General features: G+C 37.3%; 23 protein-coding genes and 3 tRNA genes. 13 read left to right on the plus strand and 13 right to left on the minus strand.

Annotated features, from left to right (window positions below; genetic code table 11):
* Positions 1–23: 23 nt before the first annotated feature.
* Complete coding sequence (locus ACZZZI_RS05695; protein WP_344765908.1) at positions 24–593, minus strand: adenylate kinase; 570 nt, start codon at positions 591–593, stop codon at positions 24–26.
* Between the two features lie 482 nt (positions 594–1,075).
* Between ACZZZI_RS05695 and ACZZZI_RS05700 the strand changes: the two genes are divergently transcribed.
* Positions 1,076–1,148: transfer RNA gene (locus ACZZZI_RS05700), tRNA-Gly, on the plus strand.
* 69 nt (positions 1,149–1,217) lie between these two features.
* Positions 1,218–1,301: transfer RNA gene (locus ACZZZI_RS05705), tRNA-Leu, on the plus strand.
* A 340-nt stretch (positions 1,302–1,641) separates the two neighbouring features.
* On the opposite strand, the gene ACZZZI_RS05710 is transcribed toward ACZZZI_RS05705, so the two are convergent.
* The 7 genes from ACZZZI_RS05710 to ACZZZI_RS05740 are packed head-to-tail and all read right to left on the minus strand — an operon-like array spanning position 1,642 to position 7,044.
* Positions 1,642–2,187: a 4'-phosphopantetheinyl transferase family protein gene (locus tag ACZZZI_RS05710; RefSeq protein ID WP_463491775.1), complete on the minus strand. Its 546-nt coding sequence runs from the start codon at positions 2,185–2,187 to the stop codon at positions 1,642–1,644.
* Positions 2,177–2,437 (minus strand): acyl carrier protein, encoded by a 261-nt coding sequence (locus ACZZZI_RS05715; RefSeq protein ID WP_316763467.1) that lies wholly within the window; start codon positions 2,435–2,437, stop codon positions 2,177–2,179. Before ACZZZI_RS05715 ends, ACZZZI_RS05710 begins: the two co-directional genes overlap by 11 nt.
* Positions 2,430–3,710 carry a beta-ketoacyl-[acyl-carrier-protein] synthase family protein gene (locus ACZZZI_RS05720; protein ID WP_463488907.1) on the minus strand — a complete coding sequence of 427 codons (1,281 nt, stop codon included), beginning with the start codon at positions 3,708–3,710 and terminating at the stop codon, positions 2,430–2,432. The genes ACZZZI_RS05715 and ACZZZI_RS05720 overlap by 8 nt, the downstream gene beginning before the upstream one ends.
* Positions 3,703–4,149 carry a 3-hydroxyacyl-ACP dehydratase FabZ family protein gene (locus ACZZZI_RS05725; RefSeq protein WP_463488908.1) on the minus strand — a complete coding sequence of 149 codons (447 nt, stop codon included), beginning with the start codon at positions 4,147–4,149 and terminating at the stop codon, positions 3,703–3,705. Before ACZZZI_RS05725 ends, ACZZZI_RS05720 begins: the two co-directional genes overlap by 8 nt.
* Before the next feature lies 1 nt (position 4,150).
* On the minus strand, positions 4,151–5,203 hold the full coding sequence (locus ACZZZI_RS05730; RefSeq protein ID WP_463488909.1) for a type III polyketide synthase: 1,053 nt from the start codon (positions 5,201–5,203) through the stop codon (positions 4,151–4,153).
* Entirely contained in the window at positions 5,200–5,910 is a 711-nt protein-coding gene (locus ACZZZI_RS05735; protein ID WP_316763476.1) for a methyltransferase domain-containing protein, read from the minus strand. Before ACZZZI_RS05735 ends, ACZZZI_RS05730 begins: the two co-directional genes overlap by 4 nt.
* Entirely contained in the window at positions 5,911–7,044 is a 1,134-nt protein-coding gene (locus ACZZZI_RS05740; RefSeq protein WP_424056834.1) for an NAD(P)/FAD-dependent oxidoreductase, read from the minus strand.
* Between the two features lie 164 nt (positions 7,045–7,208).
* Here ACZZZI_RS05740 and ACZZZI_RS05745 point away from each other — a divergent pair, with 164 nt between their 5' ends.
* Positions 7,209–7,334 carry a hypothetical protein gene (locus tag ACZZZI_RS05745; RefSeq protein ID WP_316763482.1) on the plus strand — a complete coding sequence of 42 codons (126 nt, stop codon included), beginning with the start codon at positions 7,209–7,211 and terminating at the stop codon, positions 7,332–7,334.
* A gap of 495 nt (positions 7,335–7,829) precedes the next feature.
* Here the strand turns inward: ACZZZI_RS05745 and ACZZZI_RS05750 are convergent.
* The 3 genes from ACZZZI_RS05750 to ACZZZI_RS05760 form a co-directional block, all read right to left on the minus strand.
* Positions 7,830–7,903, minus strand: a tRNA-Arg gene (locus ACZZZI_RS05750).
* A gap of 98 nt (positions 7,904–8,001) precedes the next feature.
* Positions 8,002–8,466: a redoxin domain-containing protein gene (locus ACZZZI_RS05755; protein WP_316763484.1), complete on the minus strand. Its 465-nt coding sequence runs from the start codon at positions 8,464–8,466 to the stop codon at positions 8,002–8,004.
* A 117-nt stretch (positions 8,467–8,583) separates the two neighbouring features.
* Complete coding sequence (locus ACZZZI_RS05760) at positions 8,584–9,498, minus strand: SDR family oxidoreductase (protein ID WP_344765901.1); 915 nt, start codon at positions 9,496–9,498, stop codon at positions 8,584–8,586.
* Positions 9,499–9,659: 161 nt separating this feature from the next.
* Between ACZZZI_RS05760 and atpD the strand changes: the two genes are divergently transcribed.
* Together atpD and atpC are read left to right on the plus strand one after the other, a co-directional pair.
* Positions 9,660–11,162, plus strand: a complete 1,503-nt coding sequence (gene atpD / locus ACZZZI_RS05765) for a F0F1 ATP synthase subunit beta (protein ID WP_316763625.1) — start codon at positions 9,660–9,662, stop codon at positions 11,160–11,162.
* Positions 11,163–11,247: 85 nt separating this feature from the next.
* Complete coding sequence (gene atpC, locus ACZZZI_RS05770; RefSeq protein WP_010601039.1) at positions 11,248–11,493, plus strand: ATP synthase F1 subunit epsilon; 246 nt, start codon at positions 11,248–11,250, stop codon at positions 11,491–11,493.
* A gap of 206 nt (positions 11,494–11,699) precedes the next feature.
* Here atpC and ACZZZI_RS05775 read toward each other — a convergent pair whose 3' ends face one another.
* A complete protein-coding gene (locus ACZZZI_RS05775; RefSeq protein WP_463488910.1) occupies positions 11,700–13,151 on the minus strand; it encodes a fimbrillin family protein in 1,452 nt (483 codons plus the stop codon).
* 28 nt (positions 13,152–13,179) lie between these two features.
* Positions 13,180–14,829, minus strand: a complete 1,650-nt coding sequence (locus ACZZZI_RS05780; protein ID WP_463488911.1) for a fimbrillin family protein — start codon at positions 14,827–14,829, stop codon at positions 13,180–13,182.
* 556 nt (positions 14,830–15,385) lie between these two features.
* Here ACZZZI_RS05780 and ACZZZI_RS05785 point away from each other — a divergent pair.
* The 8 genes from ACZZZI_RS05785 to leuC all read left to right on the plus strand — a co-directional run bounded on the left by ACZZZI_RS05785 (position 15,386) and on the right by leuC (position 26,183).
* Positions 15,386–16,531, plus strand: coding sequence for a clostripain-related cysteine peptidase (locus ACZZZI_RS05785; RefSeq protein ID WP_344765897.1), 1,146 nt, complete (start codon positions 15,386–15,388; stop codon positions 16,529–16,531).
* Between the two features lie 705 nt (positions 16,532–17,236).
* On the plus strand, positions 17,237–18,127 hold the full coding sequence (locus tag ACZZZI_RS05790; RefSeq protein WP_463488912.1) for an aminotransferase class IV: 891 nt from the start codon (positions 17,237–17,239) through the stop codon (positions 18,125–18,127).
* A gap of 75 nt (positions 18,128–18,202) precedes the next feature.
* A complete protein-coding gene (gene ilvD, locus ACZZZI_RS05795; protein ID WP_463488913.1) occupies positions 18,203–19,885 on the plus strand; it encodes a dihydroxy-acid dehydratase in 1,683 nt (560 codons plus the stop codon).
* Between the two features lie 163 nt (positions 19,886–20,048).
* On the plus strand, positions 20,049–21,797 hold the full coding sequence (gene ilvB, locus ACZZZI_RS05800) for a biosynthetic-type acetolactate synthase large subunit (protein ID WP_463488914.1): 1,749 nt from the start codon (positions 20,049–20,051) through the stop codon (positions 21,795–21,797).
* 57 nt (positions 21,798–21,854) lie between these two features.
* The gene (gene ilvN, locus ACZZZI_RS05805; protein ID WP_316763511.1) at positions 21,855–22,493 is read left to right on the plus strand and encodes an acetolactate synthase small subunit; all 639 of its coding nucleotides are present in this window, start codon (positions 21,855–21,857) and stop codon (positions 22,491–22,493) included.
* 79 nt (positions 22,494–22,572) lie between these two features.
* Positions 22,573–23,043: a DinB family protein gene (locus ACZZZI_RS05810; RefSeq protein ID WP_463488915.1), complete on the plus strand. Its 471-nt coding sequence runs from the start codon at positions 22,573–22,575 to the stop codon at positions 23,041–23,043.
* A gap of 156 nt (positions 23,044–23,199) precedes the next feature.
* Positions 23,200–24,681, plus strand: a complete 1,482-nt coding sequence (gene ilvC / locus ACZZZI_RS05815) for a ketol-acid reductoisomerase (protein WP_463488916.1) — start codon at positions 23,200–23,202, stop codon at positions 24,679–24,681.
* Between the two features lie 98 nt (positions 24,682–24,779).
* On the plus strand, positions 24,780–26,183 hold the full coding sequence (gene leuC / locus ACZZZI_RS05820; protein ID WP_463488917.1) for a 3-isopropylmalate dehydratase large subunit: 1,404 nt from the start codon (positions 24,780–24,782) through the stop codon (positions 26,181–26,183).
* Positions 26,184–26,192: the final 9 nt, after the last annotated feature.

Here is a 26,192-nt window from a genome sequence, read left to right on the forward strand (position 1 = left end):
CTATTTTTAAAAAAATTGATTATTTAAAACTGATCTATTACAGCGCAAAGATCATTATAAACTCTATCTATTTCACCAATTCCGTTTACTTTCTTCAATTTCCCCTGCTCCTCGTAATAAGGTAATACATGGATAGTTTTATCGAAGTATTCTGAAATGCGTTTTTTTAACTTTTCTGCATCATCATCTGGACGGCCACTAATTTTATGACGTTCAGCTATGCGTTTTGTTAATTCATCCTGATCAACATCTAAAGCAATAACACCAGCGATTTTACTGTCCTTACGCTCTAAAAATAAATCAAGTTCCTTTGCTTGCGGAACCGTTCGAGGAAAACCATCAAATACAAATCCTTTTGCATCAGGGTTTTTATCTACTTCTTCTTCAAGCATGGCAATTGTAATCGCATCTGGCACCAATTCTCCATCAGCTAACAATTGACTAACTTTTTTTCCTAATTCTGTTTCTCCTTTAACGTGTGCTCTAAATAGATCGCCTGTTGAAACGTGTACCAACTGATATTTTGCAATCAGTTTTTCAGATTGGGTGCCTTTACCCGCCCCTGGAGGGCCAAAGAGAACTAAATTAAGCATTCAAGTTGTTTAGGTTGTCTTTAAAATTAAAAAAGCCTTATTCCTATGGCTGTACTAAATATGAAAGTCAATGCCTAATATTAAATTAAAGCGTTGCCTTTCAAGGCTGCAAATATATAATTATTAATTTAGATGCTATTTATAATTGAGAATTTATTTGAAAATAAACCCATTTTAAAAGCATTCTAAATGCTTTTGCAAAGAATCTTAGGTCTTGTTTACACTTAACCAAATATTCTATTCGTATGCAAGTCGTTTCCCAAAACATTTAATTATTTGTCTGATAAAAATTATTTAATGATGCGATTGATATCAACTTTCAAGTACACTAAAATAATCCGAAAGCAGGTACAAATATTAGTTTGACTTTTAGCATTCGCGATATCTATATTAATATTGAAAATTATTTTCAATTATTTTTGGTACTGAAAATTATATCCCTATATTTGCAACCCCAAAGGAATACAGCAATGTATTAATTTGCGAAAGTAGCTCAGTTGGTAGAGCACGACCTTGCCAAGGTCGGGGTCGCGAGTTCGAATCTCGTCTTTCGCTCTAAATGTTTTCCTACCAGAAAGCATTTATTAAAAATTAACCTACCGAAGGATTTCGGAACAGGCTAATGCTCGGGTGGTGGAACTGGTAGACACGCAGGACTTAAAATCCTGTGCTTTCAAAGGCGTGCGGGTTCGATTCCCGCCCCGAGTACTTCAAAAAAAATCGAAACTAAAGCCATCAGAAATGATGGCTTTTTGTTTTATACCTTTTTTCCCTCTCTTTTCGAATTTTAATCACATCACATTTCGAATACAAGCTTAATCCAACTTATAGTTCGAGCATGAATATTGTTCTTGGCTGGAAGTTGTGTGATATTAAAACCTAAGAGGTACTATGAAATTAGAATCTTCAATTGAATTGACGAAGTATCGAAAAAATAATTATGTGATTCCGTGCAAAACCGGCCACCCGAATTTCTAACCAACGAGAGCATCAAATAGGAATACAAAATTTGCAATTTATCCCATTTAAGCTGGCCCAAAATTGCTCACTATAACAGGTAAGCAATAAATAGAAAGTTTCCATGATGGCTTATTGTCGTGATATGATGTGTCATCGCCTGTTTCCTAAAGATTTCAGGCAGTCCCGATTCATCTGTTTGCAGAAATAAATCGTTATGATCACGGTTAAAAAGAGTTAAGTAATCGGTACAGTTTTTTGCGTGAATTATCCTGCACTTTTCATAGCTGGCATAAGTCTTAAAGCTCAGCGTATGAACGTAGTTTTGAGCAACCTCGCTACTTGTTAAAAATTTTTCACCAAAATAGTCGACAGAACCCTTTGCCTTCGAACCATTCAGATCGAATCCGCAAATGAATGCCTTTGGATCATAAACACGAATTCCCGTTTGCCGGTTTACAATCTTATAGACTGCCTCTTTCATGCTCCACATCAGCCAGACCATCAGGTCCGCATTGTCTGAATTATAAATTATATCCTGCTCATTTAAAGAAAAAACCTTAGACAAATAGTTTGACCGTTTCCAGTTGCTTTGCGTTTTGGCAAGTCTTAGATCTATAACATCATTACCCAGCATTTTCAGCAAGTTTAGTTTCAATGACCTCAACTGTAGCTTTAATATTTAGCATTCTCGCCATCGAATCATTGTCGATTGAGATATTGAACTTTTCTTCGATATCAAGTACGATATCCACAAGATTAGCTGAATTTATTTTCAAGTCCGTAATGAAATCAGTCTGTTCATTTATGTTTTCCAATGAATCCTGGTTTTCGGTATAAAGGGAAACAATTTCCTTAAGTTCAGCAATTATTTCTTTTTTATCCATTGCGGTATTTTTTTAAAATTAAACAGGCATTCACATCTCCAAACCCAAAACTCGCTTTGGCCAAAATATTAAAACTTCTTTTTAAAAGTTTGCGAGGAACCCTACGCTCATCTATCAGTGAGGAAATTTCCAAATTCAAATCCTCGCAGTTTATGTTTGGGAAGATAAATTCTTCGTATAACTGCAGCACGGATGCAACGCATTCGATGCTCCCTGAGGCGCTAATACAATGACCAATCATTCCTTTTAACGAATTTATATATGGAAAATTTTCTTTGGAGGAGCCAAGTGCATGCTTCCAGTTTTCAATTTCAAGTGCGTCTTTGCTTGTTGCAGTCAAATGCCCGTTAATAACATCGATGTCCTCAGGATTAATTCTGGCATTCTCAATCGCTTTTACGATACAACGCTGAACAGCCCCTGGGTTAGGAGCGGTCATTGTCCCCCCGCCACGCTGACCACCCGAGTTAACATGACCACCGATTACCTCAGCATAAATACTGGCATTCCTGGACTGCGCACTATCGAGAGATTCCAATACGATTGCACCTGCCCCGCTGCCAGGAACAAACCCACTTGCAGTGGCGCTCATTGGCCTGCTACCACTTTCAGGTGAATTATTGTGTTTGAAGGTACAAACCTTCATCGCATCAAATCCCCCCCAAATGTATGGTCCACTATCACTTGTACTTCCTGCAAGCATTCTCCTCGCTTTTCCAGATTTAATGTGATCGTAAGCCATCAAGATACTTTCTGTGCCTGTTGCACAGGCTGCAGAATTTGTGCTAACCTGGTTGCCTAATCCAAGCTTACCACTGATGAAAGCACTCACACCACTGGCCATTGTTTGCGCTACAACACTGCTACCTAGCTTTCTTATATCAAGTTCATCTATTTTGTTAATTGCCCATCTGAACTTATCAATCCCAGAAGTTCCAGTTCCAAAAAAAGTTCCACTATCCCAGTCAGGATCAGCCGCGGCGGATATTTCAAGGCCTGCATTCCGCCAAGCGTCAAGTCCTGCAATAACTCCATAAACAATTCCAGAACTCGCTAAGCTTCTTATTTCAAGAGGGGTAAAATATTGAGCTATCCGCGCTTCATCAAGAGTAGGTTTGCCTGCTATCTGACAAGAAAAACCCAGTCTTTCAAGTTCGGGCTGATGGCTTATTCCAGATAGCCCATTTTTTATGGCATGAAGAAATTCCTCAACAGTTGTTCCATTTGGTGCACATACACCCAAGCCAGTAATTACAACCCTATTTTCAGTCATTTGCATTCGTTGTTAACATACCCGATATTATACCTTTACAAACTGTTTCCCCTGCTGAATTTTTCATAACCACTTTGCAGGATAGTTTGTTAAACCTGAAATAAATCTTCTCACTTGTAACAAAAACTTGTTCTCCAGGATAGACAGGTCTCAGGAAATCAATTTCACTGGAGGTCATCGCGAGTCCAAAACCTTTTTCCATCAAGGTTTCTCCAACCAGGAAGATCCCTAAACACACCACGCCAATCTGCGCCATGGTTTCTGTAAGTATGACTGCCGGAGTAATCGGAAAATCCTTGAAGTGTGACTTATAAAAGGAAAGCTCTTTATCAAAAGTATAGGTACCTTTTGCGCCATCTTCATCGACATGTAACAATTCCCCGACAAATAAAAAGTCCTTCCCGTAAGGAAGTTTGCTTAGAATTTCTGCTTTAGTCATATTACCACTTCAAAAGTATTCTTTGGGCAGAAAAGCCTGGACCGAAGCTGAGCATCAAACCCGTTTCACCAGAGGCGGGATTCGTTTCCATATGACGCTGCAAAACGTAAAGTACCGTAGCACTACTCATATTACCATATTGTCTCAACACCTCTTTGGTATGATCTATATTTTTGCCTAACTGACCAAATAGTGCTTCTACCACCTGGATGATTTTTCTTCCTCCGGGATGAAAAATAAGATGGTCTATATCCGAAATTTCCAACCCGTTTTTTAGTAAAAAAGGATGAATTATTTCTGGAAAATGCTCCGCGATGGTTTCGGGTACCTCCACATCAAGCACCATCTGAAGTCCGCTATCGGTAAGCTTAAAACCCATCATATCTTCTGCGTGGTAAAAATGATACATTTCCTCTGCAAGGATCTCTGGCCCCTGATCAGATTCATGAGAGCTTAGCAGCACACATGCAGCCCCATCTCCAAAAATTGCCGCACTGACGATATTGGCCATGGAAAAGTCATTTAGCTGAAATGTTGCTGTCGGGGATTCAACAGCAATAACAGCTGCTCTTTTTCCAGGATTTGCCTTTAAAAAATTTTTAGCATAAATCATCCCAGACACACCTGCTGCGCAGCCCATTTCAGTAACTGGAAGCCTAACAATATCTTGCCTTAAGCCAAGGGCATTGATTAGATACGCATCCAATGACGGAATCATAATCCCCGTACAACTTACGGTAATGATAAAATCTAAATCGACTGGTTTCCAGTCTGCCTTTTCCAGAGCAGAAGAAAGACATTGTATGCCGAGCTTAATTGCCGCCCGAACATATATATCATTTCGCTTTTCAAAAGTCAAGTCGGAAAATACTTCTTCGGGTGACATAATTGAATACCTCTTGTCCACTGCAGCACCTTCAAATATCTTTTTAACCTTTCTGATAAATCGGTCGTCCTGTCCAGCTAACCAAATATCCAAAAATGGCAGAATTTCAGAAGTTGTTCTGGAGAACTCAGGTAAAGCTTTGCTTATTGTTTTAATTTTTACGCTCATCTTGTTTTAATAACCCATAAATACCTGAAAGCCCATCTCCAGCCTATATAACTTGAAGTAATGTCTAAGGCTTTTTCGTAGCGCTTTAGATCTGCCTTCTTAAATCCACGAAGAATTGACACTAGACCATCTTCCCTTGACATATCATTAAGCTTGAACACATAGCTCAACGCGGTAAAAAGACGGTATGCAAGACCACTTCTTTCCAGATCATTGACAACTATACCTACGAAAACCCCCTTGATAAGGTTGTTGAAAAGATTAGTTATCTGGCCGTCGGAAAAATGATGCAGGGTGAGGGTGAAGAGCATGATATCGCATCGCTCAGTTTCTTTGCTTTGATCAAAAATATCACTGCACTGATATTGTATTTCCGGATAGTTCAAAGAACAGCGCACGGCATGTGCGATGGTGCATTTATTAGCATCTATTCCTTTCAACTCAAAGTTCAAATGATTTTTACGGGCATAATCCGCGAGCATTCTAAGCATTGCTCCGTTACCACAACCTACGTCAGTAATGCTTAGCTTAGCAGCATTATTTTTCGGCATCAACATTCTAACGCCTTCCAAAGTCACTTTGTTTCCCCCAAGGAGTTTGTTTATTGCCGCGATTTTATCCAAGGCATCCGTTAAGATATCTCCCTCCATTGCGAAGTCATCCATGATTTCTGCAGCTGTGCTTCTAAATTTTGTATCTATTGGCATTTATTGAGAAATTGATAGTGGTTTTCCATGCGTCATTTTGATCGTTCTTGAAAGCAGACCAGGCATTTTAGTTAAAGTACCCAGGGCTAATTTCTGTATAGTGGGATTACTGAAAACAGCGGACAAGATTTTTCCCGCGAAGAGTCTTCTTTGAAAAAGACCTTTCCACTGCTTTGTATATTCCTTTTCCATCACCATTCTGGAAAGTCCTTTACTTTGGGAAAATCTAATCAGAAGTTCAGATGCAATTTTAGCACTGTGTATGGCCATTGCCATGCCGTTTCCACAAAGCGGATGAATTAAAGCTGCAGTATCACCTATCATGAGAATATGATCAAAAACAGGTTCCTTTGACTCAAAGCAAATCTGACTTATAGTTAGCGGCGTTTCAAAAATCATTCTTGAATCCTCTAAAATAGTTTTAAGAAACTTATTTTTATATAGCACTTCCTGCTGATAGCTTTCGATATTCTTAAAATGCTTGAAACGGTTAAAATTCGCGAGATAACATATATTAAGTTTGTTATCTTCAACTTTTGAAATCCCGCAATATCCTCCACTGAAATTATGCAGGGCAACCAGGTTAGACGGAAACTCTCCCTCATAGTGCGCCTTTACAGCAAGGTAAGGAGATTTACTCTGCATAAAATCCCGTCCAAGCGTTTTATCAAGTGAGGATCTTTTGCCAAAGGCTCCTAAAACATGGCTGGCAACGAATTGCTTATTTGCATTAGTCTCCACATAGAAAAGATCATTCTTGTATAGTACCTGATTAACTGTATCGAAAAGCACCGACACACCTCTTTTTAAGAGTTCTTGGTAGAGGAAATCATCCATCACATACCTGCTTAGCCCAAATCCGCCGAGCGGCAAACTCGCATTCAGGAAAGATCCGGAAACAGAACTAAACTGTAAGCTGGTTATCAAAGCCGGCTTCAGGCTTTCAAAAGAAATGCCAAGCCAGCTTAAATATGGCAGTACTTCATTGGAAACATACTCCCCGCAAACTTTATGATGTGGATAAGGTTTTTTCTCGATTAGCGTGACGTGAAATCCAGATTGCTGTAAATGCAGCGCCGCGGTCAAGCCGGCCAGTCCGCCACCGATTACAAGGATTTCCGTTTCAATCTGCATATGGTTAAGATAACAATTTCCCTGGTTTATTGTTCAGTAAAAAGTCACTGCCCACAAGAATTAATTCGATAAAAAAATTAAACCATTTTTTGACAGAAGCATGCTCATTGATCGAAAAAATTCGGAAATGTAAATCATTTGCCTATTGATATCTATATTAGCATATGATATGGACATCAAGAGAAGTAAGAAAAGCTAGCGAAGATTTGAGAATGAACATCGTCGATGCAGCCAAAGTGCTCTCCTTGCGTAATGAGCATGATGCAGCATCCATTAGCAAAATTGCTTAATGATACAGTTCAGCCCGACAATTTTCCCCACTCCCCAGTCTAAAGATCCAAGAATGGTGTTTTTTCGCATACTATCAAGATTAATAAAGAATCAGATGGGCTCTGTATCCTGGGCACGAAAAAATTAATTCGTTGCGTGAGCGAACAAATTCAAAACGCTTGAACTAATAACAGGAAATGAGACTGATGGTGTTGGCTTTGCTGCTATAAAATTAATCCGCAATAAGAAAATGTTTAATTAGGTAATTGAGTGCCACAAAAAAAGTCGCAGAATTGAATGCCGAAAAAGGAATAAAAAATTTCCTGCTTTATACTTTAAAACAAATTCGAGTTTTTAAAACTCCGGCGGACAAAATTCGATTAACTTTTGCTGTACAAACAAGTTATTGTTTACCATAGACGAATCACAGGCTCTAATTATTAATAATCCGACATTTTGAATGGAACGCGATGCAACAAAAAAAGCCTCAGATTTCTCAAAGGCTTTCTTTTTCGTGCACTTGTAGGGATTCGAACCCCAAACCTTCTCATCCGTAGTGAGATGCTCTATCCAATTGAGCTACAAATGCGTTTCCGTATTGTTAACGGACTGCAAAGGTATAATTTGATATTTTAATTTCCAATTAAATTTTAAAAAAAATCAAAATTATATATTGCAAGTTTAAACTTAACCTTTCAAGGCTTCATCAATCGCCTTAAAATCAGGCAAGTCGTGTGCATCTTCCAAAACCTCAGCATAAGCGATTTTTCCTTCTTCATCAATAACAAATGCTGCTCTTTTAGAAACACCTTTCAATCCGAATACAAATTCATTGTACAAAGCACCATATTCTTCTGATACATTTTTGTTAAAATCGGATAATAATGGAAATTGGTAATTCTGCACTTCTTTAAACTTTGCTAAAGAAAAAGGAGAGTCAACTGAAATACCTAATACTTGCGCATTAATACCTTCGTAAAAACTAAAGTTATCTCTCATTGTACACAATTGCTCAGTACAAGTACCCGTAAAAGCCATCGGAAAAAAATGAATAATAACCTTTTTACCTTTAAAAGCTGATAAAGAAACTTCTGCTAAATCAGAACTGTATAATTTAAAATCTGGGGCTTGATCGCCAACTTGTAATGACATATTTTTTATTATTAAATTGTTGTAAATATTTTATTATTGAAGGTTTACTGCAGCTGTGGCTTCACAAATCGGCCGTTACGTTTTTCGTTTTCTAATTACTGTCTCCCAATCTTGCTACTAAACACTTGCTACTTTTTTCATCTGCTCATCCACAATTTTCAGTCCTTCTTCAAAACTGTGTGGTTTATAATCTAAATCTTTTATTGTTTTATCTAATACAAAACCAGTTTTAATTGGTCGCTTAGCCGATTGATTTAAACTTTCAGAACTTATTTCAGAAATTATCGATTTATCAAGCGACCAATAATCGGCAACTTTTCTCACTAAATCTGCAATGCTCATGTAATCTTTCCCCGAAACGTGATAAATACCTTGCGCATTTTTTTCTACTGCTAACAAGCAGGCCTCTGCTAAATCTTCGGCCAAGGTCGGCATTCTCCATTGATCGTTTACTACATTTATAGCCTGCCCCTTTTCTAATGCACCTTTCGCCCAAAGCACAATATTACTACGACTCATATCATTAGTAATACCGTAAACTAAAATAGTGCGCAAAATGGCCCAATTTGCTGTCGATTCTTTAACAGCTAATTCAGCTAATAGTTTAGTTTCTCCGTAATAACTCAAAGGATTTGGCGCATCTTCTTCTTTGTATGGACCATCTGCTCCATCAAATATAAAATCGGTACTTAAATGTATAAAGCGAATATTATTTTTTTCGCAAAGCGATATTAAGTTTTGAGTTGCATCTACATTTAATTGATGGCAAAGTTCTTTATCAGCCTCGCCAGTATCTACATTAGTCATTGCGGCGGTATGTATAATCGCATCGGGCTGATACTTTTCGATAACTTGCTTAACCAGCCCGTTATTCAAAATATCCATTTCGGCGTATTCATATCCGTTTGCAATAGGATAACGATTAGCACCCTTTGAAGTTGCAATGAGTTTTACCCGTCCTTCGGCTAAAACTTTTTCAGTTAATTTTTGGCCTAAAAGGCCGTTACTGCCAGTTACTAAAATGGTTTTCATTTGATGATTTTATGCCTCTAAATTATCTATAAAAACCTTGTTTAAAAATTTTATAATATATATTTAAAATATAGCAAGAATAACTTAACTTTGCCAACCGAATTGGAGCCCTTACAAACAGCTTTAATTCATTGACTGTAATAAATTTACTCACAACAGATATGCCTAACTTAGGAAAAATAGCACAAATTATCGGCCCAGTGGTTGACGTTAGCTTTGCTGATGATGCCCATCTACCTAAAATTTTCGATGCGTTAGAGATAACAAAAGAAAATGGACAAAAAATTGTTTTAGAAGTTCAACAGCATTTAGGCGAAGACCGCGTACGTGCAATCTCTATGGATTCTACTGATGGTTTAGTTCGTGGAATGAAGGTACTTGATACTGGTTCAGCGATTAAAATGCCAGTTGGCGACCAAATTAAAGGTCGTTTATTTAACGTAGTAGGTGACGCAATTGACGGAATCACTGCAGTAGATAAAGCTGACGGTCGCCCGATTCACGCTACTCCTCCTAAGTTCGAAGATTTATCAACAGAAACTGAAGTACTTTTTACTGGTATAAAGGTTATCGATTTATTAGAGCCTTATGCAAAAGGTGGTAAAATCGGTTTGTTCGGTGGTGCTGGTGTAGGTAAAACTGTATTAATCATGGAGTTGGTAAATAATATCGCTAAAGCTTATGCTGGTTTATCAGTATTCGCAGGTGTTGGTGAGCGTACTCGTGAGGGTAACGATTTACTTCGTGAGTTTATCGAATCAGGCGTAATTAACTATGGTGATGAATTCTTACACTCAATGGAAAAAGGTGGATGGGATTTGAACGCAGTTGATACTGAAAAATTAAAAGAATCTAAAGCAACATTGGTTTTCGGTCAAATGAACGAGCCTCCTGGTGCACGTGCTCGTGTAGCATTATCAGGATTAACAGTTGCAGAATATTTCCGTGATGGTGATGGCGAAGGCGCTGGAAAAGATATCCTTTTCTTCGTTGATAACATCTTCCGTTTTACTCAGGCAGGTTCTGAGGTATCGGCTTTATTAGGTCGTATGCCATCTGCGGTAGGTTACCAACCAACATTGGCAACTGAAATGGGTTTAATGCAAGAGCGTATTACTTCAACTAAACGTGGCTCAATTACATCTGTACAGGCTGTATATGTACCTGCGGATGATTTAACTGACCCTGCGCCAGCTACAACTTTCGCCCACTTAGATGCAACTACGGTACTTTCTCGTAAAATTGCTGAGTTAGGTATTTACCCAGCGGTAGATCCATTGGATTCTACCTCACGTATCCTTTCTCCTGCCGTTTTAGGTGATGAGCACTATAACACTGCACAACGTGTTAAAGAAACTTTACAACGTTATAAAGAATTACAAGATATCATCGCGATCTTAGGTATGGACGAATTATCTGAAGAAGATAAATTAGTAGTATCTAGAGCTCGTCGTGTTCAACGTTTCTTATCTCAACCTTTCCACGTAGCTGAGCAATTTACAGGCTTAAAAGGTGTATTGGTTGACATTAAAGATACCATCAAAGGTTTCAATATGATTATGGATGGTGAAGTTGATGAATATCCTGAAGCTGCATTTAACTTGGTTGGTAGCATTGAAGACGCTATTGAAAAAGGTAAAAAATTATTAGCAGAAGCGAACTAGTATCGAAATTTGAGTATCAGGTATCAAGACCAACAATAAAATCTTGATACTTGATACTAGCTACTTGATACTCAAATCAAAAAAAATGAATTTAGAAATATTAACTCCAGATAAAAAAGTTTTCGAAGGTGAAGTAACCGCAGTTACAGTTCCTGGAACTTTAGGTTCTTTTCAAATTTTGAGAGACCATGCGGCAATCATCTCAACTTTAGAAGATGGAGAAGTTATTATAAAAGCAGGCAAAGATGAAGAACAACGTTTCTTTATTAAAGGTGGCGTAGTTGAAGCTATTCATAATAAGATTGTAGTTTTGGCAGAAGGCATTGCATAACATAACTTAACTCATTTAAAAAGCCTTTTCAATTAATTTGGAAAGGCTTTTTTTGTGATCAAAGAATTTCTCATTTCTATTGAAAAACAATTCGCCTAAGGCAAGTTTTTCCGAACCTTGAAAGTAATTTGGTTTAATATTCTTTATAACAAAATAGCTTGTTTCGCCGAAGCAAAACAAGCTATTCATATTATTAATAAGTCTTCTTATTTGTTTGTACCTGTAATTATAACGTTATCTAAACGTAAACCTAAAGTGTTTGTAGCAGCTGGACCAAAAAATTCGACTGTGTTATTTGCAAGTGCAGGAACATCACCTACAACTTCTAACGTGTAAAATTTATTTGTATCAGCACCTACAATTGGTTGACTGGTTACCGCATATTCTACGCCGTTAACTTTAACTTTGATCACATTCAAATTACCAGTTGAACTTGAACCTTGAATGTTTGCTGCTGCATCATATTTAATTTTTAATTTCGAATACCCACTAACAGTAACTCCAGAAATTACCACTGAAGCATCTTTAGCTGCAGGTAACCAAACATGTGCATTTGTTCCGTCGCCATAAGTAGAAATAGTTCTTAAATCTGCATTTCCGTAGCTATCAGCAAATGTGAAAGTTTTGTTATCGTAGTTAGTATAAGTTGCAATTTTTGGTTTTGTTGTACCAATTGTTCCCGTACCAAAACCTTCTGTATAAAGCACTTTATCTTCGCCAACTGGTGGAGTTACCACAACCACATCCTGATCAACAGTATAAGAACCTGAAGGAACGTTATTCCAGTTGGTAATAGTAGCAGAAATTGCAACAGCAACAGGAGTAGCTGTACCGCCATTTTTCAATTCAATTTCGTAGCTATATTTTTTACCTTGCTCAAATTTAGTATTAGCTGGTAAAGTCAGTTTGAATTTTCCAGCTGGCAAGCTAAAAGTAATTTGTTTTCCAGAAGCATCTTCAACTGGTAATACAATAACTTCAGAAACTACAGCAGAACCTCTAAGACCAGTTTTAGCGACAACTTCAACAGCCTGAGTTTGATTAGCTAAAATTCCTGTAGCTAAATCGAAATCAGCTTTAGTGTTTAAACCTGCAATGGCTGTACTTAAGCCATTCAAATCAGATACACCAGTACCATTTTTAACGGTAAACTCTATTTTCGAAAGTTTATGAGAAAATACAAGGTTTGCATTTGTACTGGTTTTGCTTAAGCCTGTTGCATTGTTTGCATATAACAAATCTATTGCACTTTGGATGGTTTGATTATTTACATCAACAGCATAAATATTGTTACTAGGAAGACTTTGCTTAAATGGATAGTAAGCAATGAAATCTACTGTTTTACCATCTTCTGGATAGTATAAGGTTTGATCAGCTGCTGATGGTTTAAATTCGCCATCACCTGTTGTATTGTAATTTTTGTTTGCAGAAATAACAGAAGTTAAACCTGTACCAGTTTTCATGAATACACCAATTGCATCACTGCTTTCCCAGGCATCATTTAATGCTTTAGTTTTAATTTGGCCATCAATGCTTGAAGAAAATTTAACCGCCGTTGCATTAGGGTTCGTTACAACTGGAGCGTTATCTTTCTTACAAGAACTGCTCATTACAAACAGCGTAATTGCTGTCGCGAATAAAATGTTTTGATTTCTCATGTTCGTTTTAAAGTATTATTATGTTTGTTTATTTCCAGATCGTGTTATCAACGGTTGCTTTAACCTCAGCAGAAAGTTTAGGGAAGAAAGTATAACCTGTTTCTTTTTCTAAATCACTTACACTTACACGGTAAGTATTGTAGTTGTTACCCGAAGGGATAACCTGATTATTGATTCTAAACCCTATTGTATAATATGTACTCCCTTTTTTCATTGCTAACGCCTTATAGTAATATTTAGGAATAGCAGAACCTTTAGCATAAGTAATGTTTTGATCAGTTGCTGTTTTAATTGCGGCACCAGTAACTACATAAAGTGTATCACTTTGTGCAGTCCAGGTTCTAACTTGTTGTTCTAAATTGTTCCAAATGCCTTGGTTCATGGAAGAAACTTGAGCAGTCATGTTAGAATAATAGAAAGTAGTTGCATTTAAATCTCTAGAAGCTGTACGATCGCCACTAGGAATTTGGTGACCGCGATCGTAACCATTACCAAAAGAACTACCCAAATCAACCTGATCGCTTGAGGCAATTGAAGGATCAAATGCCCATGCATCAGAACGGCCAGAGCTTCCAATATAAGATGCATGTAAAGGATAAGCTACCCAATAAGCCATTTTATATTTTTTATCGTATAACATTGCGTAATTTCTTACACCTGTTTTTCCAGGAAAACCGTGTGAAACGTAAACGGTGTTCTCATCAGTTGTAATTGCAGGAGTTTCCATATAACCAGACAAAGTTGGAGGAGTTACAACAACAGTTTCCTGATCAAGATTGTATGAACCAGAAGGAACATCATTCCAGTTTATAACGCTTGCTTTAATAAATGCAGCAGTTCCTACAGGGCTTGTGCCTTCGCCTTTTAATTCAATTTCGTAGCTATATTTTTTACCTTTTTCGAATTTGGTACCAGCCGGTAAAGCCCAGGTAAAAGTTTTAGCACCTAATGTAAATATCACTTTTGTTCCTACCTCGTCAGTAGTTGGAATTAAAATTGCCTCAGCAACAGTGGCTGCATTTCGAACACCAGTTTTAGCTAAAATAGTTGCTGTTTGGCTTTGAGGAGTAATTGTTCCTGTTGCCAAATCGAAATTGGCATTAGTTTTTAAACCAGTTATACTTACTGATAAGCCATTTAAATCTGCAACACCAGTACCATTTTTAACAGTAAATTCTACTTTGGATAATTGGTGAGAGAAAACAAGATTAGCATTCGTACTGGTTTTGCTTAAACCCACTGCATTATTTGCATACAGTAAATCGATTGCAGGTTGGTTACCTTGTGCACTAACATTTACTGAATAAATGTTACCAGAAAGATTTTGATCGAATGGATAATAAGCGATAAAATCTACTGCTTTTCCATCTTCAGGATAATAAATGGTCTGCTCTAAATTTGATGGTTTAAATTCGCCATCGCCAAGCGTTAAATAAACTTTATTTGCAGATAAAACATTGGTTAAACCTGTACCAGTTTTCATAAATACGCCGATTGCATCATTTGCACTCCAGCTGTTATCTGCTGCTTTTGTTTTAATTTGTCCGTTAATTGAAGATGAAAACTGTACTGCAGTACGATTTTCATTAACAACTTCTGGAGCATTGTCTTTTCGGCAGGCAGTACCTAAAAGCATGAGCATAGCAATAGAGCCAAATTGTAAATTTCTGATTTTCATTTTTGTTCGTTATGTTAAAAATTTATTTGTTTTTGTGTTTTTTATTTGAGGCTGAAAGCGCCTAAAACTTTAAGGAATGATTGAGATTACGTCTGATTTATTATACATTAATGAGCACTATTGGCGCACCGTTAGAAAATGATTAGTTAAATGTTACTGCAAAGAAAGGCCAATACAGTACGCTTTGAGTTAAGCGAAAAAGAAGCTTACGTTAAGCTTCGGTGCTAAAAAAAATAAATAATAATGGTTTGTTAACATAACTTTTTGTAGCCATAACAGGCACATTTCTTAAAGCTAAAAGCTTAAATAAATAGCAAGAGGCAGATAAAAATTATATTTAAACAACTGTATAACAATCAGATAAACTAAAGTTAAAGTTATATCAGTTGTATTTAATGACTTAGATTACCTCCAAAAATTATTTTGAAATCTTAAGTTTATAGCTCTCGCATTTCTTTAAACCTAAAAATTTCAATGCATCATGAATCTTCACTTTAGAGTCGTTCGTTTTAGTCGGCATAGAATTTAAGTACTTTTGCTCTGCTAAAAAACAGTCATGAAATCTTTAAAACATTTTTTTTTAAAATCACTCTTTATTATTGGTATAATTTCTCTTCAGTCTTCCTGTAAGAAAAATATCGATGTAACGCCTGAAAAGATAAAAGTGTCGAAGATGGTGTTGGTTTATATGGAGGCAAATAACGATTTACGTTACGATGCTTTAAACAGCATCAACCAAATGGAAAAAGGTGCTGCAAACATTAATGGCACATTATTGGTGTACATTAAAACCAGTAGCGTTCGTTCTTATCTATTAAAGATTAAATATGATCCTGATGAAAACAAAATTGTTAGCGACACCGTTAAAACTTTCGAGAATAGTAGTAATTCAGACCCTGAATTTTTAAAAGACGTAGTTAAGTATGCTCAAACAGAGTATCCTGCAGAAACTTACGGACTTATACTCTGGTCGCATGCCACTTCATGGGCTCCCCCAACATCAGCAATAATTAAAACAAAATCATTTGGGCGAGATACTGGAAAAGAGATCGATATTATAGATTTAAAAAACGCTTTACCAAATAATCTTGAATTTATCATCTTCGATGCCTGCTCAATGGGTGGAGTAGAAGTTTTGTATGAATTTAAAGATAAAGCGAAATACATTATCGCATCCCCCGCCGAAACCATTGCAGAAAGTTTTCCCTATCAAAAAATTACGCCCTACTTATTTCAAGGTTCAGCTCAATTAAAAGATGTAGCAAAAGCATATTACGATTATTATAATGCTTATACAGACGATAGACAATCTGCTACGGTTGTGCTAGTCAAAGCAAGCGAACTTGTGCAATTAGCTACGGAAATGAAAGCAATTATGCTTAAAACAAAACTTTATGGTAATAAATTTATTAGCGATAATATTCAACGGTTAGATTTCACTACTAATTTCCCCGTGGCTAATTATGATTTTGGAGACTTCTTAAATCATAATTTTGCAAATAATGACTTGACGAGTATTTATGCTCAATTAGATAAAACCATTTTATATAAAGCTGCTACTGCAAACTTTTTAGGCACACCGATAAAAACATTTTCTGGACTTACATGCTACATTCCTTATCAAGGCGATGTTAACCTAACTTATTATAAAAAACTACAGTGGTATTCAAACAGTGGGTTCTATATTCCTTTTGATAAGTAAACCCACTTTTATTTAACTATACCAACAACTTAAAGCAAGGACAATCAACAAACTTCAAAAAACATTAAGAAAAGAAAATGCACTTTCGAAAATGTTGCCTGGCTTAGAATCCGAAGGAAGTCTTTTAAATATTCCAGATCGATGGCTTTATGGGATGAAGATGATGCACCGTGAAAATTCAGATATCAACAAGTAAAAACTCAACTGAACAGATTTCATTTTTGGTAGTATTTTTTTAAATATTTAAGCACTAAAAGCAATTTTAGGCAGAAAATTAGAAAATTTATAATGCAAGCATAACAAATAGACCGTATACCGTTTTGATATTCAGTCTACGGTCGTCGAGATTAAATCACTAATCTTAAACAGAATAAGAATATTGTTCTGATTTAATATAAAAAATCAAAATTATATTCTTATTTCATTTTTTTCTGATTTCTCTTGCATATTTATGAACCAAAAACTAAATTGGTTTTATAAACAAAGCAATAGTAATGATCACATCAAATAACACATTTTTAAATAACTCTACTGCAATTGCAGCTGGAAACATTGTGTTATTATCTGTCATTTTACTTAACCTGCTTCTCCTAAATATTTTAGGGAAGAAAACGGACTGCTTTTAAATAGATTTAAAAAACTAAATATACCTAAAGCGTCCTGATACAAACAGGACGCTTTTTTTAAATAACAAAACACGGTATTATGAAATACTATAATTCTAATACGATTATTTACCTTGATGGAAAGTTTGAAAAGGCTGTTGATAGCAGTACTGATCTTTACGGACAGTCGTTACATTATGGCTATGCAGCGTTCGAGGGTATTAGAGCTTACAAAACGCATAATGGCAATCGCATTTTTAAAGCTGCTGCCCATTTCGATCGCTTAGAACGTTCTTGTCAACTGGCAAACATTCCTTTTCCATGGGATAAGCAGGAACTGATTAAGGAAACTTATAAGTTACTTACTTTAAATAAACTGAAGGATGCTTATATCCGTCCGTTGGTTTTTTGCCACCCAAATATGAAATTGAATGAACCTAGCGGCGTTTCGATTTTAATTTGTGCTTGGGATTGGGATGCTTATTCAGGTAATAAACTTTTAAAATTAACCATTTCTGATTACGAAAGACCGAATCCTAAATCGACTCCAATGGAAGCGAAATTGAGCGGAAACTACGTGAACTCCATCTTAGCAACTACCGCAGCCAACATTAAAGGTTACGATGAGGCATTGCTTTTAGATATGCACGGTTTTGTAGCCGAAGCTTCGGGAGCAAACATCTGCTTAGAAAAAGATGGCAAACTTTTCACGCCATCACTAGGAAATATTTTACCTGGAATTACCAGAGCCACCGTTAAAGAACTTTGTACTGTTCTAGATATCGAATGTATCGAGAAAAAATTGACAGTTGAAGATTTGAAACAAGCAGACAGTGCTTTCTTATGCGGCACGGCTACCGAAATTGCTGGGATTGCTTCCATAGATGATATTGTTTTCCGAACTCTTTGGAGAGAGTCTATAGGCTATACCATACAACGGGCTTATAAAAACCTGGTACTTGAAAAAGTAAACTACGAAGTGATTATTTAGTATCAAGTTGCGAGAATCATGTATCAAGATACGATACAGACAATATAACTAACAGAACCACAACATATTTTAACAATGAGCGAATTAAATAAGTACAGTAAAACATTTACACAAGACCCAACACAACCTGCTGCGCAAGCAATGCTTTACGGAATCGGATTAACCGATGCAGATATGGCAAAAGCCCAAGTGGGTATTGCGAGTATGGGTTACGATGGCAACACTTGCAACATGCACCTTAACGACCTTGCAAAAGATGTTAAAGCTGGCGTTTGGAAAAATGATTTAGTGGGCTTGGTTTTCAACACCATTGGTGTAAGTGATGGAATGAGCAATGGAACTGACGGCATGCGTTACTCCTTAGTAAGTCGCGATGTAATTGCAGACAGTATCGAAACCATTTGTGGTGGGCAATATTATGATGGAATTATCTCGATTCCAGGTTGTGATAAAAACATGCCAGGTGCGATTATGGCAATGGCTCGTTTAGACCGCCCATCGATTATGGTTTATGGTGGCACAATTGCTCCTGGTCATTACAAAGGTGAAGAGCTAAATATTGTTTCGGCTTTTGAGGCCTTAGGACAAAAAATCTGTGGTAATTTATCAGAAGAAGATTATCAAGGCATTATTAAACATACTTGTCCTGGTGCAGGCGCTTGTGGTGGTATGTACACCGCAAACACAATGGCATCGGCAATTGAGGCTTTAGGAATGAGTTTGCCTTATTCTTCATCAAATCCAGCAGTTAGTCCTGAGAAAAAACAAGAGTGCTTGGATGCTGGAAAATACATCAAAGTTTTATTAGAAAAAGATATTAAACCATCTGATATCATGACGAGAAAAGCATTCGAGAATGCAATTCGTTCAATCATTATATTAGGTGGAAGTACAAATGCGGTGTTGCATTTCATTGCAATGGGTAAAGCGATCGGCGTAGAAATTACGCAAGATGATTTTCAAAAGATGAGTGACATCACACCCGTATTGGCCGATTTTAAACCAAGTGGAAAATACTTAATGCAAGATTTACACCAATATGGTGGGATTCCTGCGGTGTTGAAGTTTTTATTAAACGAAGGTTTATTGCATGGCGATTGCCTAACCGTAACTGGAAAAACAATGGCTGAAAACTTGGCTGATGTGAAATCGATTATGGATTATGACCAGAAAATCATTCAAAAATTAAGTGAACCGATCAAACCAACAGGTCACTTACAAATCCTTTACGGAAACTTAGCAGAAAAAGGTTCTGTTGCAAAGATTTCTGGTAAGGAAGGAGAAAAATTTGAAGGTCCAGCACGTGTATTTGATGGCGAGCATGATTTAATTGCGGGTATTTCTAGTGGTCGTGTTCAGCCTGGCGATGTAATCGTAATCAAAAACTCAGGTCCTGTTGGAGCTCCAGGTATGCCTGAAATGCTAAAACCTACTTCTGCAATTATTGGTGCGGGTTTGGGCAAATCCGTTGCTTTGATTACCGATGGTCGTTTCTCTGGGGGTACTCACGGTTTTGTGGTAGGTCACATTACGCCAGAATCTTACAAAGGTGGTTTAATTGGTTTGGTTGAAGATAACGACCCAATATTAATCGACGCTGTAAATAACATCATTAGTTTACAAGTGAGCGAAGATGTTATCGCAGAGCGAAGAAAGAAATATGTTCAACCAGCATTAAAAGTTACAAAAGGTGTTTTATATAAATATGCTAAAACAGTATCAGATGCAGCAAGTGGTTGCGTAACTGATGAATATTAACCCCCTAACCTCCTCAAGGGGGAAGTAAATGTCAAATTTAAACCGGTCACAAATTGTGACCGCATATAATTAAGACACCAATCATCACAATTTGAGATGATCCCTTGATGTCACAATTTATGATATTAAGATTAAAGAATAATAGAACCGCAAAAACATAATTATGGAAACTGCACAAGATACAATACAACAAACCGAGGCGAAGGCAGAAACCTCAAAAACTTTCAAGGGAACAGGCTCGCAGGTTTTGTTGAATGGATTGATTGAAGAAGGCGTAACCACCATCTTCGGTTATCCTGGAGGAGCAATTATGCCAATCTACGATGCATTGTACGATTACACTGATAAATTACAGCACATATTGGTTCGTCATGAGCAAGGTGGTATCCATGCTGCTCAGGGCTTTGCAAGAGCTAGTGGTAAAGTGGGTGTTTGCTTCGCAACAAGTGGACCTGGCGCAACCAACTTGGTTACAGGTTTGGCAGATGCTCAAATCGACAGTACGCCTTTAGTGTGTATCACAGGTCAGGTTTTCGCTCATCTGTTAGGAACTGATGCTTTTCAGGAAACGGATGTAATTAACATTACCACACCTGTTACCAAATGGAATTATCAGGTTACAGACGCGAAAGAAATACCTGAAGTTTTAGCTAAAGCTTTTTACATTGCTAAAAGCGGAAGACCAGGACCAGTTTTAATTGACATTACTAAAAATGCACAAATACAGATTGAGGAATTTCCTGAATATGTGAAGTGTAATCATATCCGCTCTTATCGTCCGAAACCAAAAGTTAGGGTTGAGTATATTGAGCAAGCTGCAGCATTAATCAATTCAGCTAAAAAACCATTCGTATTATTCGGACAAGGTGTTGTTTTAGGAACCGCCGAAGAAGAATTTAAAGCATTTATTGAGAAAAGTGGTATTCCAGCCGCATGGACAATTATGGGCGAAGGTACAATTCCTACTTCGCACCCACTAAATGTTGGTATGTTAGGGATGCATGGTAATTACGGCCCAAATGTTTTAACTAACGATTGTGATGTATTAATCGCTATCGGAATGCGTTTCGATGACCGAGTGACTGGTCGTTTAGATAAATATGCAAAACAGGCTAAAGTTATTCATTTCGACATTGACCCAGCTGAAATTGATAAAAATGTTAAAGCTGATGTGGGTGTTTGGGGTGATTGTAAAGAAACCTTACCCCTATTAACCAATCTGGTTAAAGAAAATAAACATGAAGACTGGGTTGCTAAATTCAAAGATTACAATCAGCAGGAAATCGACCAGGTAATTACACCTGAACTTTATCCAAAAGGAGATGAAATAACGATGGGCGAAGTATTACGCAACATCAATGAAATTTGTGGCGGCGATGCAGTGATTGTAACCGATGTTGGTCAGCACCAAATGGTAGCGTGCCGTTACGCTAAATTTAATAATACACGAAGTAACATTACTTCAGGTGGTTTAGGCACAATGGGCTTTGGTTTACCTGCTGCAATTGGTGCGAAATATGGTGCGCCAAACAAAACTGTAATTGCTATTATTGGCGATGGTGGTTTCCAAATGACTCCACAAGAACTGGGTACTATTATGCAATTTGGTGCAGCTGTTAAAATCCTGATTTTGAACAACCGTTTCTTAGGCATGGTTCGCCAATGGCAAGAGCTGTTTAATGATAAACGTTATTCATCGGTAAACATTACAAGTCCTGATTTTGTGGCGCTAGCTAGGGCTTACTATATCGAAGCTGATAAAGTTGATGAGCGTACTAACTTGAGAACCGCTTTGGAAAAAATGATTAATCACGAAGGTTCGTTTCTACTGGAAGTAATGGTTGGAAGAGAAAATAACGTATTCCCAATGGTTCCACAAGGAATGAGCGTAAGCGAGATTAGATTGAAATAAGCTGAAAAGAGTAAAGCAGAAAGACTAAAGCGAAAATCATTGCCAAAAGAAATTATCATGAGTACTGAAAACACAATAGAACATAAAATTGACAAAGCTGATATAGAAGGAAAGCAGGAATATACCATCACGGTTTATGCTGAAAATCGTATTGGTTTATTAAACAGGATTGCGATTATCTTCTCGAAGAGAAAAATCAATATTGAAAGTTTAAATACTTCTCCATCTGAAATTGATGGCATACACCGTTTCAATATTGTGATTACGGAGAGCTATGAAGTTGTTAGAAAATTAGCTCGTCAAATTGAGAAGCAAATTGAGGTTTTGAAAGTTTATTTCAACACCAACGAAGAAATCATCTGGCAGGAACTGGCTTTATACAAAGTATCTACGGATGAAATTGCAGAGAAAGTAACTGTAGAACGATTACTTAGACAATATGGTGCGAGTGCAGTCGTGATCCGTAAAGATTATACCGTTTTTGCAGTAACTGGCCACAGAGAAGAAACTGATGCTTTAGTGAAAGCTTTAGAACCTTATGAACTAATTGAGTTTGTGCGCTCAGCCAGGGTTGCGATTATTAAAGACAGTGCTGGTTTCCACGAAAAATTAAAAGAATTTGAAGCTTTTGAACCTGGAGAAGAACTTGTTGAGAATGAGTTTTTAGATAAAGGCGAGAAGATTTTTACCATGTAAATAAGTACTACGTTATAAGTGGTAAGTTATAAGTTCAGGACGTAAAACGTATAACTTAAAACCTAAAACAATAGAAAAAATGAACGAAATATTTGATTTTATAATTAACTCCCGTAAAGCTTTTATTCAGTTGATGGATGGCTTAACGATTGAGCAGTTGAATAAAATTCCCGAAGGTTACAACAACAATATCATCTGGAATTTCGGGCATGTGGTAGTGAGTACGCAAACGCTTTGTTATGTCCGTACAGGGATTTTGGCTGATGCCAGCTCGGTAAAATTCAATGAGTTTTATAAAAAAGATACTCGTCCAACTTATACTGTAACAGCTGAAGAAGTTGCAGAATTAAAAGCTTTAGCACTTGATAGTATTGAAAAGATAAAAGAAGATTATGCAAATGGTGTATTTGCGAACATCACGCCTTTTTCAACATCAACCTATGGTGTGGAAATGAAAAGCATTGAAGAAGTGCTGATTACGACTATCGGTCATGATAATGTGCATTACGGATATGCCTGGGCGCTGAAGAAAGGTATAGAAAGGGTTTAGGGTTAGCGAAAAGACGAAAGCTAACACACTCGTCATTGCGAGGAACGCACATAATATATCGGTCAATTATCCCGAAAAGAAAAACTGTTTCGTGAAGACACGGACTTAACAATAATATTATTAGAAAATAGAACCATAAAATAAATAACAAAAACGATGTCAAATTATTTTAACACATTACCTCTTAGAGAAAAATTAAACCAACTGGGTGTTTGCGATTTCATGGATAGCAACGAATTTTTAGATGGCGTTAGCGCTTTGAAAGGCAAAAAACTAGTGATTGTAGGTTGTGGCGCTCAAGGCTTAAATCAAGGTTTAAATTTAAGAGATAGTGGTTTAGATGTAAGTTACACGTTGCGTAAAGAAGCGATTGAAGGCAAAAGAGATTCATGGAAAAATGCAACAGAAAACAATTTCAAAGTTGGTACTTACGAAGAATTAATTCCTGGTGCGGATGTGGTAATTAACCTTACGCCAGATAAACAACACACTGCTGTTGTAAATGCAATTATGCCTTTAATGAAAGATGGCGCTACATTATTGTACTCTCACGGTTTCAACATTGTGGAAGAAGGTATGCAAATCCGCAAAGATTTAACGGTAATTATGGTGGCTCCAAAATGCCCTGGAAGCGAAGTTAGAGCAGAATATGTTCGTGGTTTTGGTGTACCAACTTTAATTGCTGTCCATCCGGAGAACGACCCTCAAGGTAAAGGATTAGCACAAGCAAAAGCTTATGCTGTTGGTACAGGTGGTCATAGAGCTGGTGTTTTAAAATCATCTTTCGTTGCTGAGGTCAAATCTGATTTAATGGGTGAACAAACCATTCTTTGTGGTCTATTGCAAACAGGTTCCATCCTATCTTTCGATAAAATGGTTGAGAAAGGAATTGATGCTGGCTATGCATCTAAACTGGTTCAATATGGTGTTGAAGTAATTACTGAAGCGCTAAAGCAAGGCGGTATTACTGCAATGGTTGATAGATTAAGCAACATTGCTAAAATTAAAGCTTTCGAAATTTCGGAAGAATTAAAAGATATTATGCGTCCGTTATTCCAAAAACACCAGGATGATATTATGAGTGGCGAATTTAGCCGTATCATGATGGAAGATTGGGCTGCTGGCGATAAAAACTTATTGGCATGGAGAGCTGAAACTGGCGAAACTGCTTTCGAAAAAACTCCTGCTGGCGATGTTAAAATTGGCGAGCAAGAATATTTCGACAACTATTTATTAATGGTTGCTTTCGTTCGTGCTGGTGTTGAATTGGCTTTCGAAACGATGGTTCAGGCTGGTATTAAACCAGAATCTGCTTACTACGAGTCGCTACACGAAACACCGCTTATCGCAAACACTATTGCCCGTAAGAAATTGTTTGAAATGAACCGCGTAATTTCTGATACCGCTGAATACGGTTGTTATTTATTCGACCAGGCTTGTAAACCATTATTGGCTGATTTCATGAAAAAAGTGGATACTGATTTAGTTGGTAAAAACTTTAACGATGGTAAAGATGGCGCTGTTGATAACAGAAAATTAATCGATGTTAACGAAGCGATCCGTTCTCATGAAGTAGAACAAATTGGCGCTACTTTGCGTAAAGCAATGACTGCGATGAAAGCAATTAAAACTGCATAGAATAAAAAGAATGTCATCCTGAGCTTGTCGAAGGATTCTTTTTATTCTTTAAACGGTCTTCGACGGGATCAGACTGACAACATTAAATACAAAATAAAATGTCAAAAACATTAGTAGAAAAAATTTGGGATGCACACGTTGTAAAAAGTGAAGAAGGATTTCCTGATATTTTATACATTGATACACACTTAATACACGAGGTAACTTCTCCTCAGGCTTTTGATGGCTTGCGCAAAAGAGGTTTGCCTGTTTTTCGTCCACAACAAACGGTGGCAACAGCCGACCATAACGTGCCAACGTTAAACCAATTACAGCCAATTAAAGAAGAGCTTTCTCGCTACCAAGTGGATATGCTGACCAAAAATTGTGCAGAATTTGGGATTGAACTTTATGGCTTAGGACACCCATTTCAAGGAATTGTTCACGTAATTGGCCCAGAGTTGGGTATTACCTTACCAGGAAAAACGATGGTTTGTGGCGATAGCCACACTTCTACCCATGGTGCTTTTGGAGCGATTGCTTTCGGAATCGGCACATCACAGGTTGAGCAGGTTTTCGCAACCCAATGTTTGTTGCAATCGAAACCTAAAACCATGAAAATTGAGGTTAATGGCGAACTTGGAAAAGGTGTTGGCGCAAAAGATATCATCCTATACATCATCGCTCAGATTTCTGCAGCTGGTGGAACTGGATATTTCATCGAATATGCTGGTTCGGCAATCGAGAGTTTAAGTATGGAAGCTCGGATGACGATTTGCAATATGAGCATCGAAATGGGGGCCAGAGGTGGCTTAATTGCTCCAGACCAAATTACTTTCGATTACATAGAAGGTAGAGAATTTGCGCCTGCAGGCGAAGCGTGGGGTAAAGCTTTAGCCTATTGGAAAACTTTATACAGCGATGCTGATGCAAAATTCGACAGCGTTTTAACTTTCGATGCGGCAGATATTGCACCAATGATTACTTATGGAACCAACCCAGGAATGGGAATGGGTATCCAGGAAAACATCCCTGCAACAAATGCTCAACCAGAAAAAGAAAAACTTTCTTATCAAAAAGCGTTGGACTACATGGGTTTTGATGATGATGCTTCATTAATTGGCAAACCAGTTGATTATGTTTTCATTGGAAGTTGCACCAACTCTCGTATTGAAGATTTGCGTGAAGTAGCTGATTTTGTAAAAGATAAACGCAAAGCGGATAATGTTACGGTCTGGATTGTTCCCGGTTCGAAACAAGTAGAGCAGCAAGCTAAAAACGAAGGTTTGGATAAAATTTTCGAAGCTGCAGGTTTCCAGTTACGTGAACCGGGTTGCAGCGCTTGTTTAGGTATGAACGAAGATAAAATTCCAGCTGGAAAATATTGTGTTTCAACATCGAACAGAAATTTTGAAGGCAGACAAGGGCAAAATGCTAGAACTTTATTGGCTAGTCCGTTAACGGCTGCTGCTGCTGCTGTTACAGGTGTGATTACGGATGTGAGGGAATTATTAACCCCCTAACCCAAAAAG

It is taken from the genome of Pedobacter sp. AC190 (assembly GCF_979258025.1).

Coding starts and splice junctions, on each gene's coding strand:
- ACZZZI_RS05695 (WP_344765908.1), bottom strand. CDS start 593: ATGCTTAATTTAGTTCTCTTTGGCCCTCCAGGGGCGGGTAAAGGCACC.
- ACZZZI_RS05710 (WP_463491775.1), bottom strand. CDS start 2,187: ATGCTGGGTAATGATGTTATAGATCTAAGACTTGCCAAAACGCAAAGC.
- ACZZZI_RS05715 (WP_316763467.1), bottom strand. CDS start 2,437: ATGGATAAAAAAGAAATAATTGCTGAACTTAAGGAAATTGTTTCCCTT.
- ACZZZI_RS05720 (WP_463488907.1), bottom strand. CDS start 3,710: ATGACTGAAAATAGGGTTGTAATTACTGGCTTGGGTGTATGTGCACCA.
- ACZZZI_RS05725 (WP_463488908.1), bottom strand. CDS start 4,149: ATGACTAAAGCAGAAATTCTAAGCAAACTTCCTTACGGGAAGGACTTT.
- ACZZZI_RS05730 (WP_463488909.1), bottom strand. CDS start 5,203: ATGAGCGTAAAAATTAAAACAATAAGCAAAGCTTTACCTGAGTTCTCC.
- ACZZZI_RS05735 (WP_316763476.1), bottom strand. CDS start 5,910: ATGCCAATAGATACAAAATTTAGAAGCACAGCTGCAGAAATCATGGAT.
- ACZZZI_RS05740 (WP_424056834.1), bottom strand. CDS start 7,044: ATGCAGATTGAAACGGAAATCCTTGTAATCGGTGGCGGACTGGCCGGC.
- ACZZZI_RS05745 (WP_316763482.1), top strand. CDS start 7,209: ATGATATGGACATCAAGAGAAGTAAGAAAAGCTAGCGAAGATTTGAGA.
- ACZZZI_RS05755 (WP_316763484.1), bottom strand. CDS start 8,466: ATGTCATTACAAGTTGGCGATCAAGCCCCAGATTTTAAATTATACAGT.
- ACZZZI_RS05760 (WP_344765901.1), bottom strand. CDS start 9,498: ATGAAAACCATTTTAGTAACTGGCAGTAACGGCCTTTTAGGCCAAAAA.
- atpD (WP_316763625.1), top strand. CDS start 9,660: ATGCCTAACTTAGGAAAAATAGCACAAATTATCGGCCCAGTGGTTGAC.
- atpC (WP_010601039.1), top strand. CDS start 11,248: ATGAATTTAGAAATATTAACTCCAGATAAAAAAGTTTTCGAAGGTGAA.
- ACZZZI_RS05775 (WP_463488910.1), bottom strand. CDS start 13,151: ATGAGAAATCAAAACATTTTATTCGCGACAGCAATTACGCTGTTTGTA.
- ACZZZI_RS05780 (WP_463488911.1), bottom strand. CDS start 14,829: ATGAAAATCAGAAATTTACAATTTGGCTCTATTGCTATGCTCATGCTT.
- ACZZZI_RS05785 (WP_344765897.1), top strand. CDS start 15,386: ATGAAATCTTTAAAACATTTTTTTTTAAAATCACTCTTTATTATTGGT.
- ACZZZI_RS05790 (WP_463488912.1), top strand. CDS start 17,237: ATGAAATACTATAATTCTAATACGATTATTTACCTTGATGGAAAGTTT.
- ilvD (WP_463488913.1), top strand. CDS start 18,203: ATGAGCGAATTAAATAAGTACAGTAAAACATTTACACAAGACCCAACA.
- ilvB (WP_463488914.1), top strand. CDS start 20,049: ATGGAAACTGCACAAGATACAATACAACAAACCGAGGCGAAGGCAGAA.
- ilvN (WP_316763511.1), top strand. CDS start 21,855: ATGAGTACTGAAAACACAATAGAACATAAAATTGACAAAGCTGATATA.
- ACZZZI_RS05810 (WP_463488915.1), top strand. CDS start 22,573: ATGAACGAAATATTTGATTTTATAATTAACTCCCGTAAAGCTTTTATT.
- ilvC (WP_463488916.1), top strand. CDS start 23,200: ATGTCAAATTATTTTAACACATTACCTCTTAGAGAAAAATTAAACCAA.
- leuC (WP_463488917.1), top strand. CDS start 24,780: ATGTCAAAAACATTAGTAGAAAAAATTTGGGATGCACACGTTGTAAAA.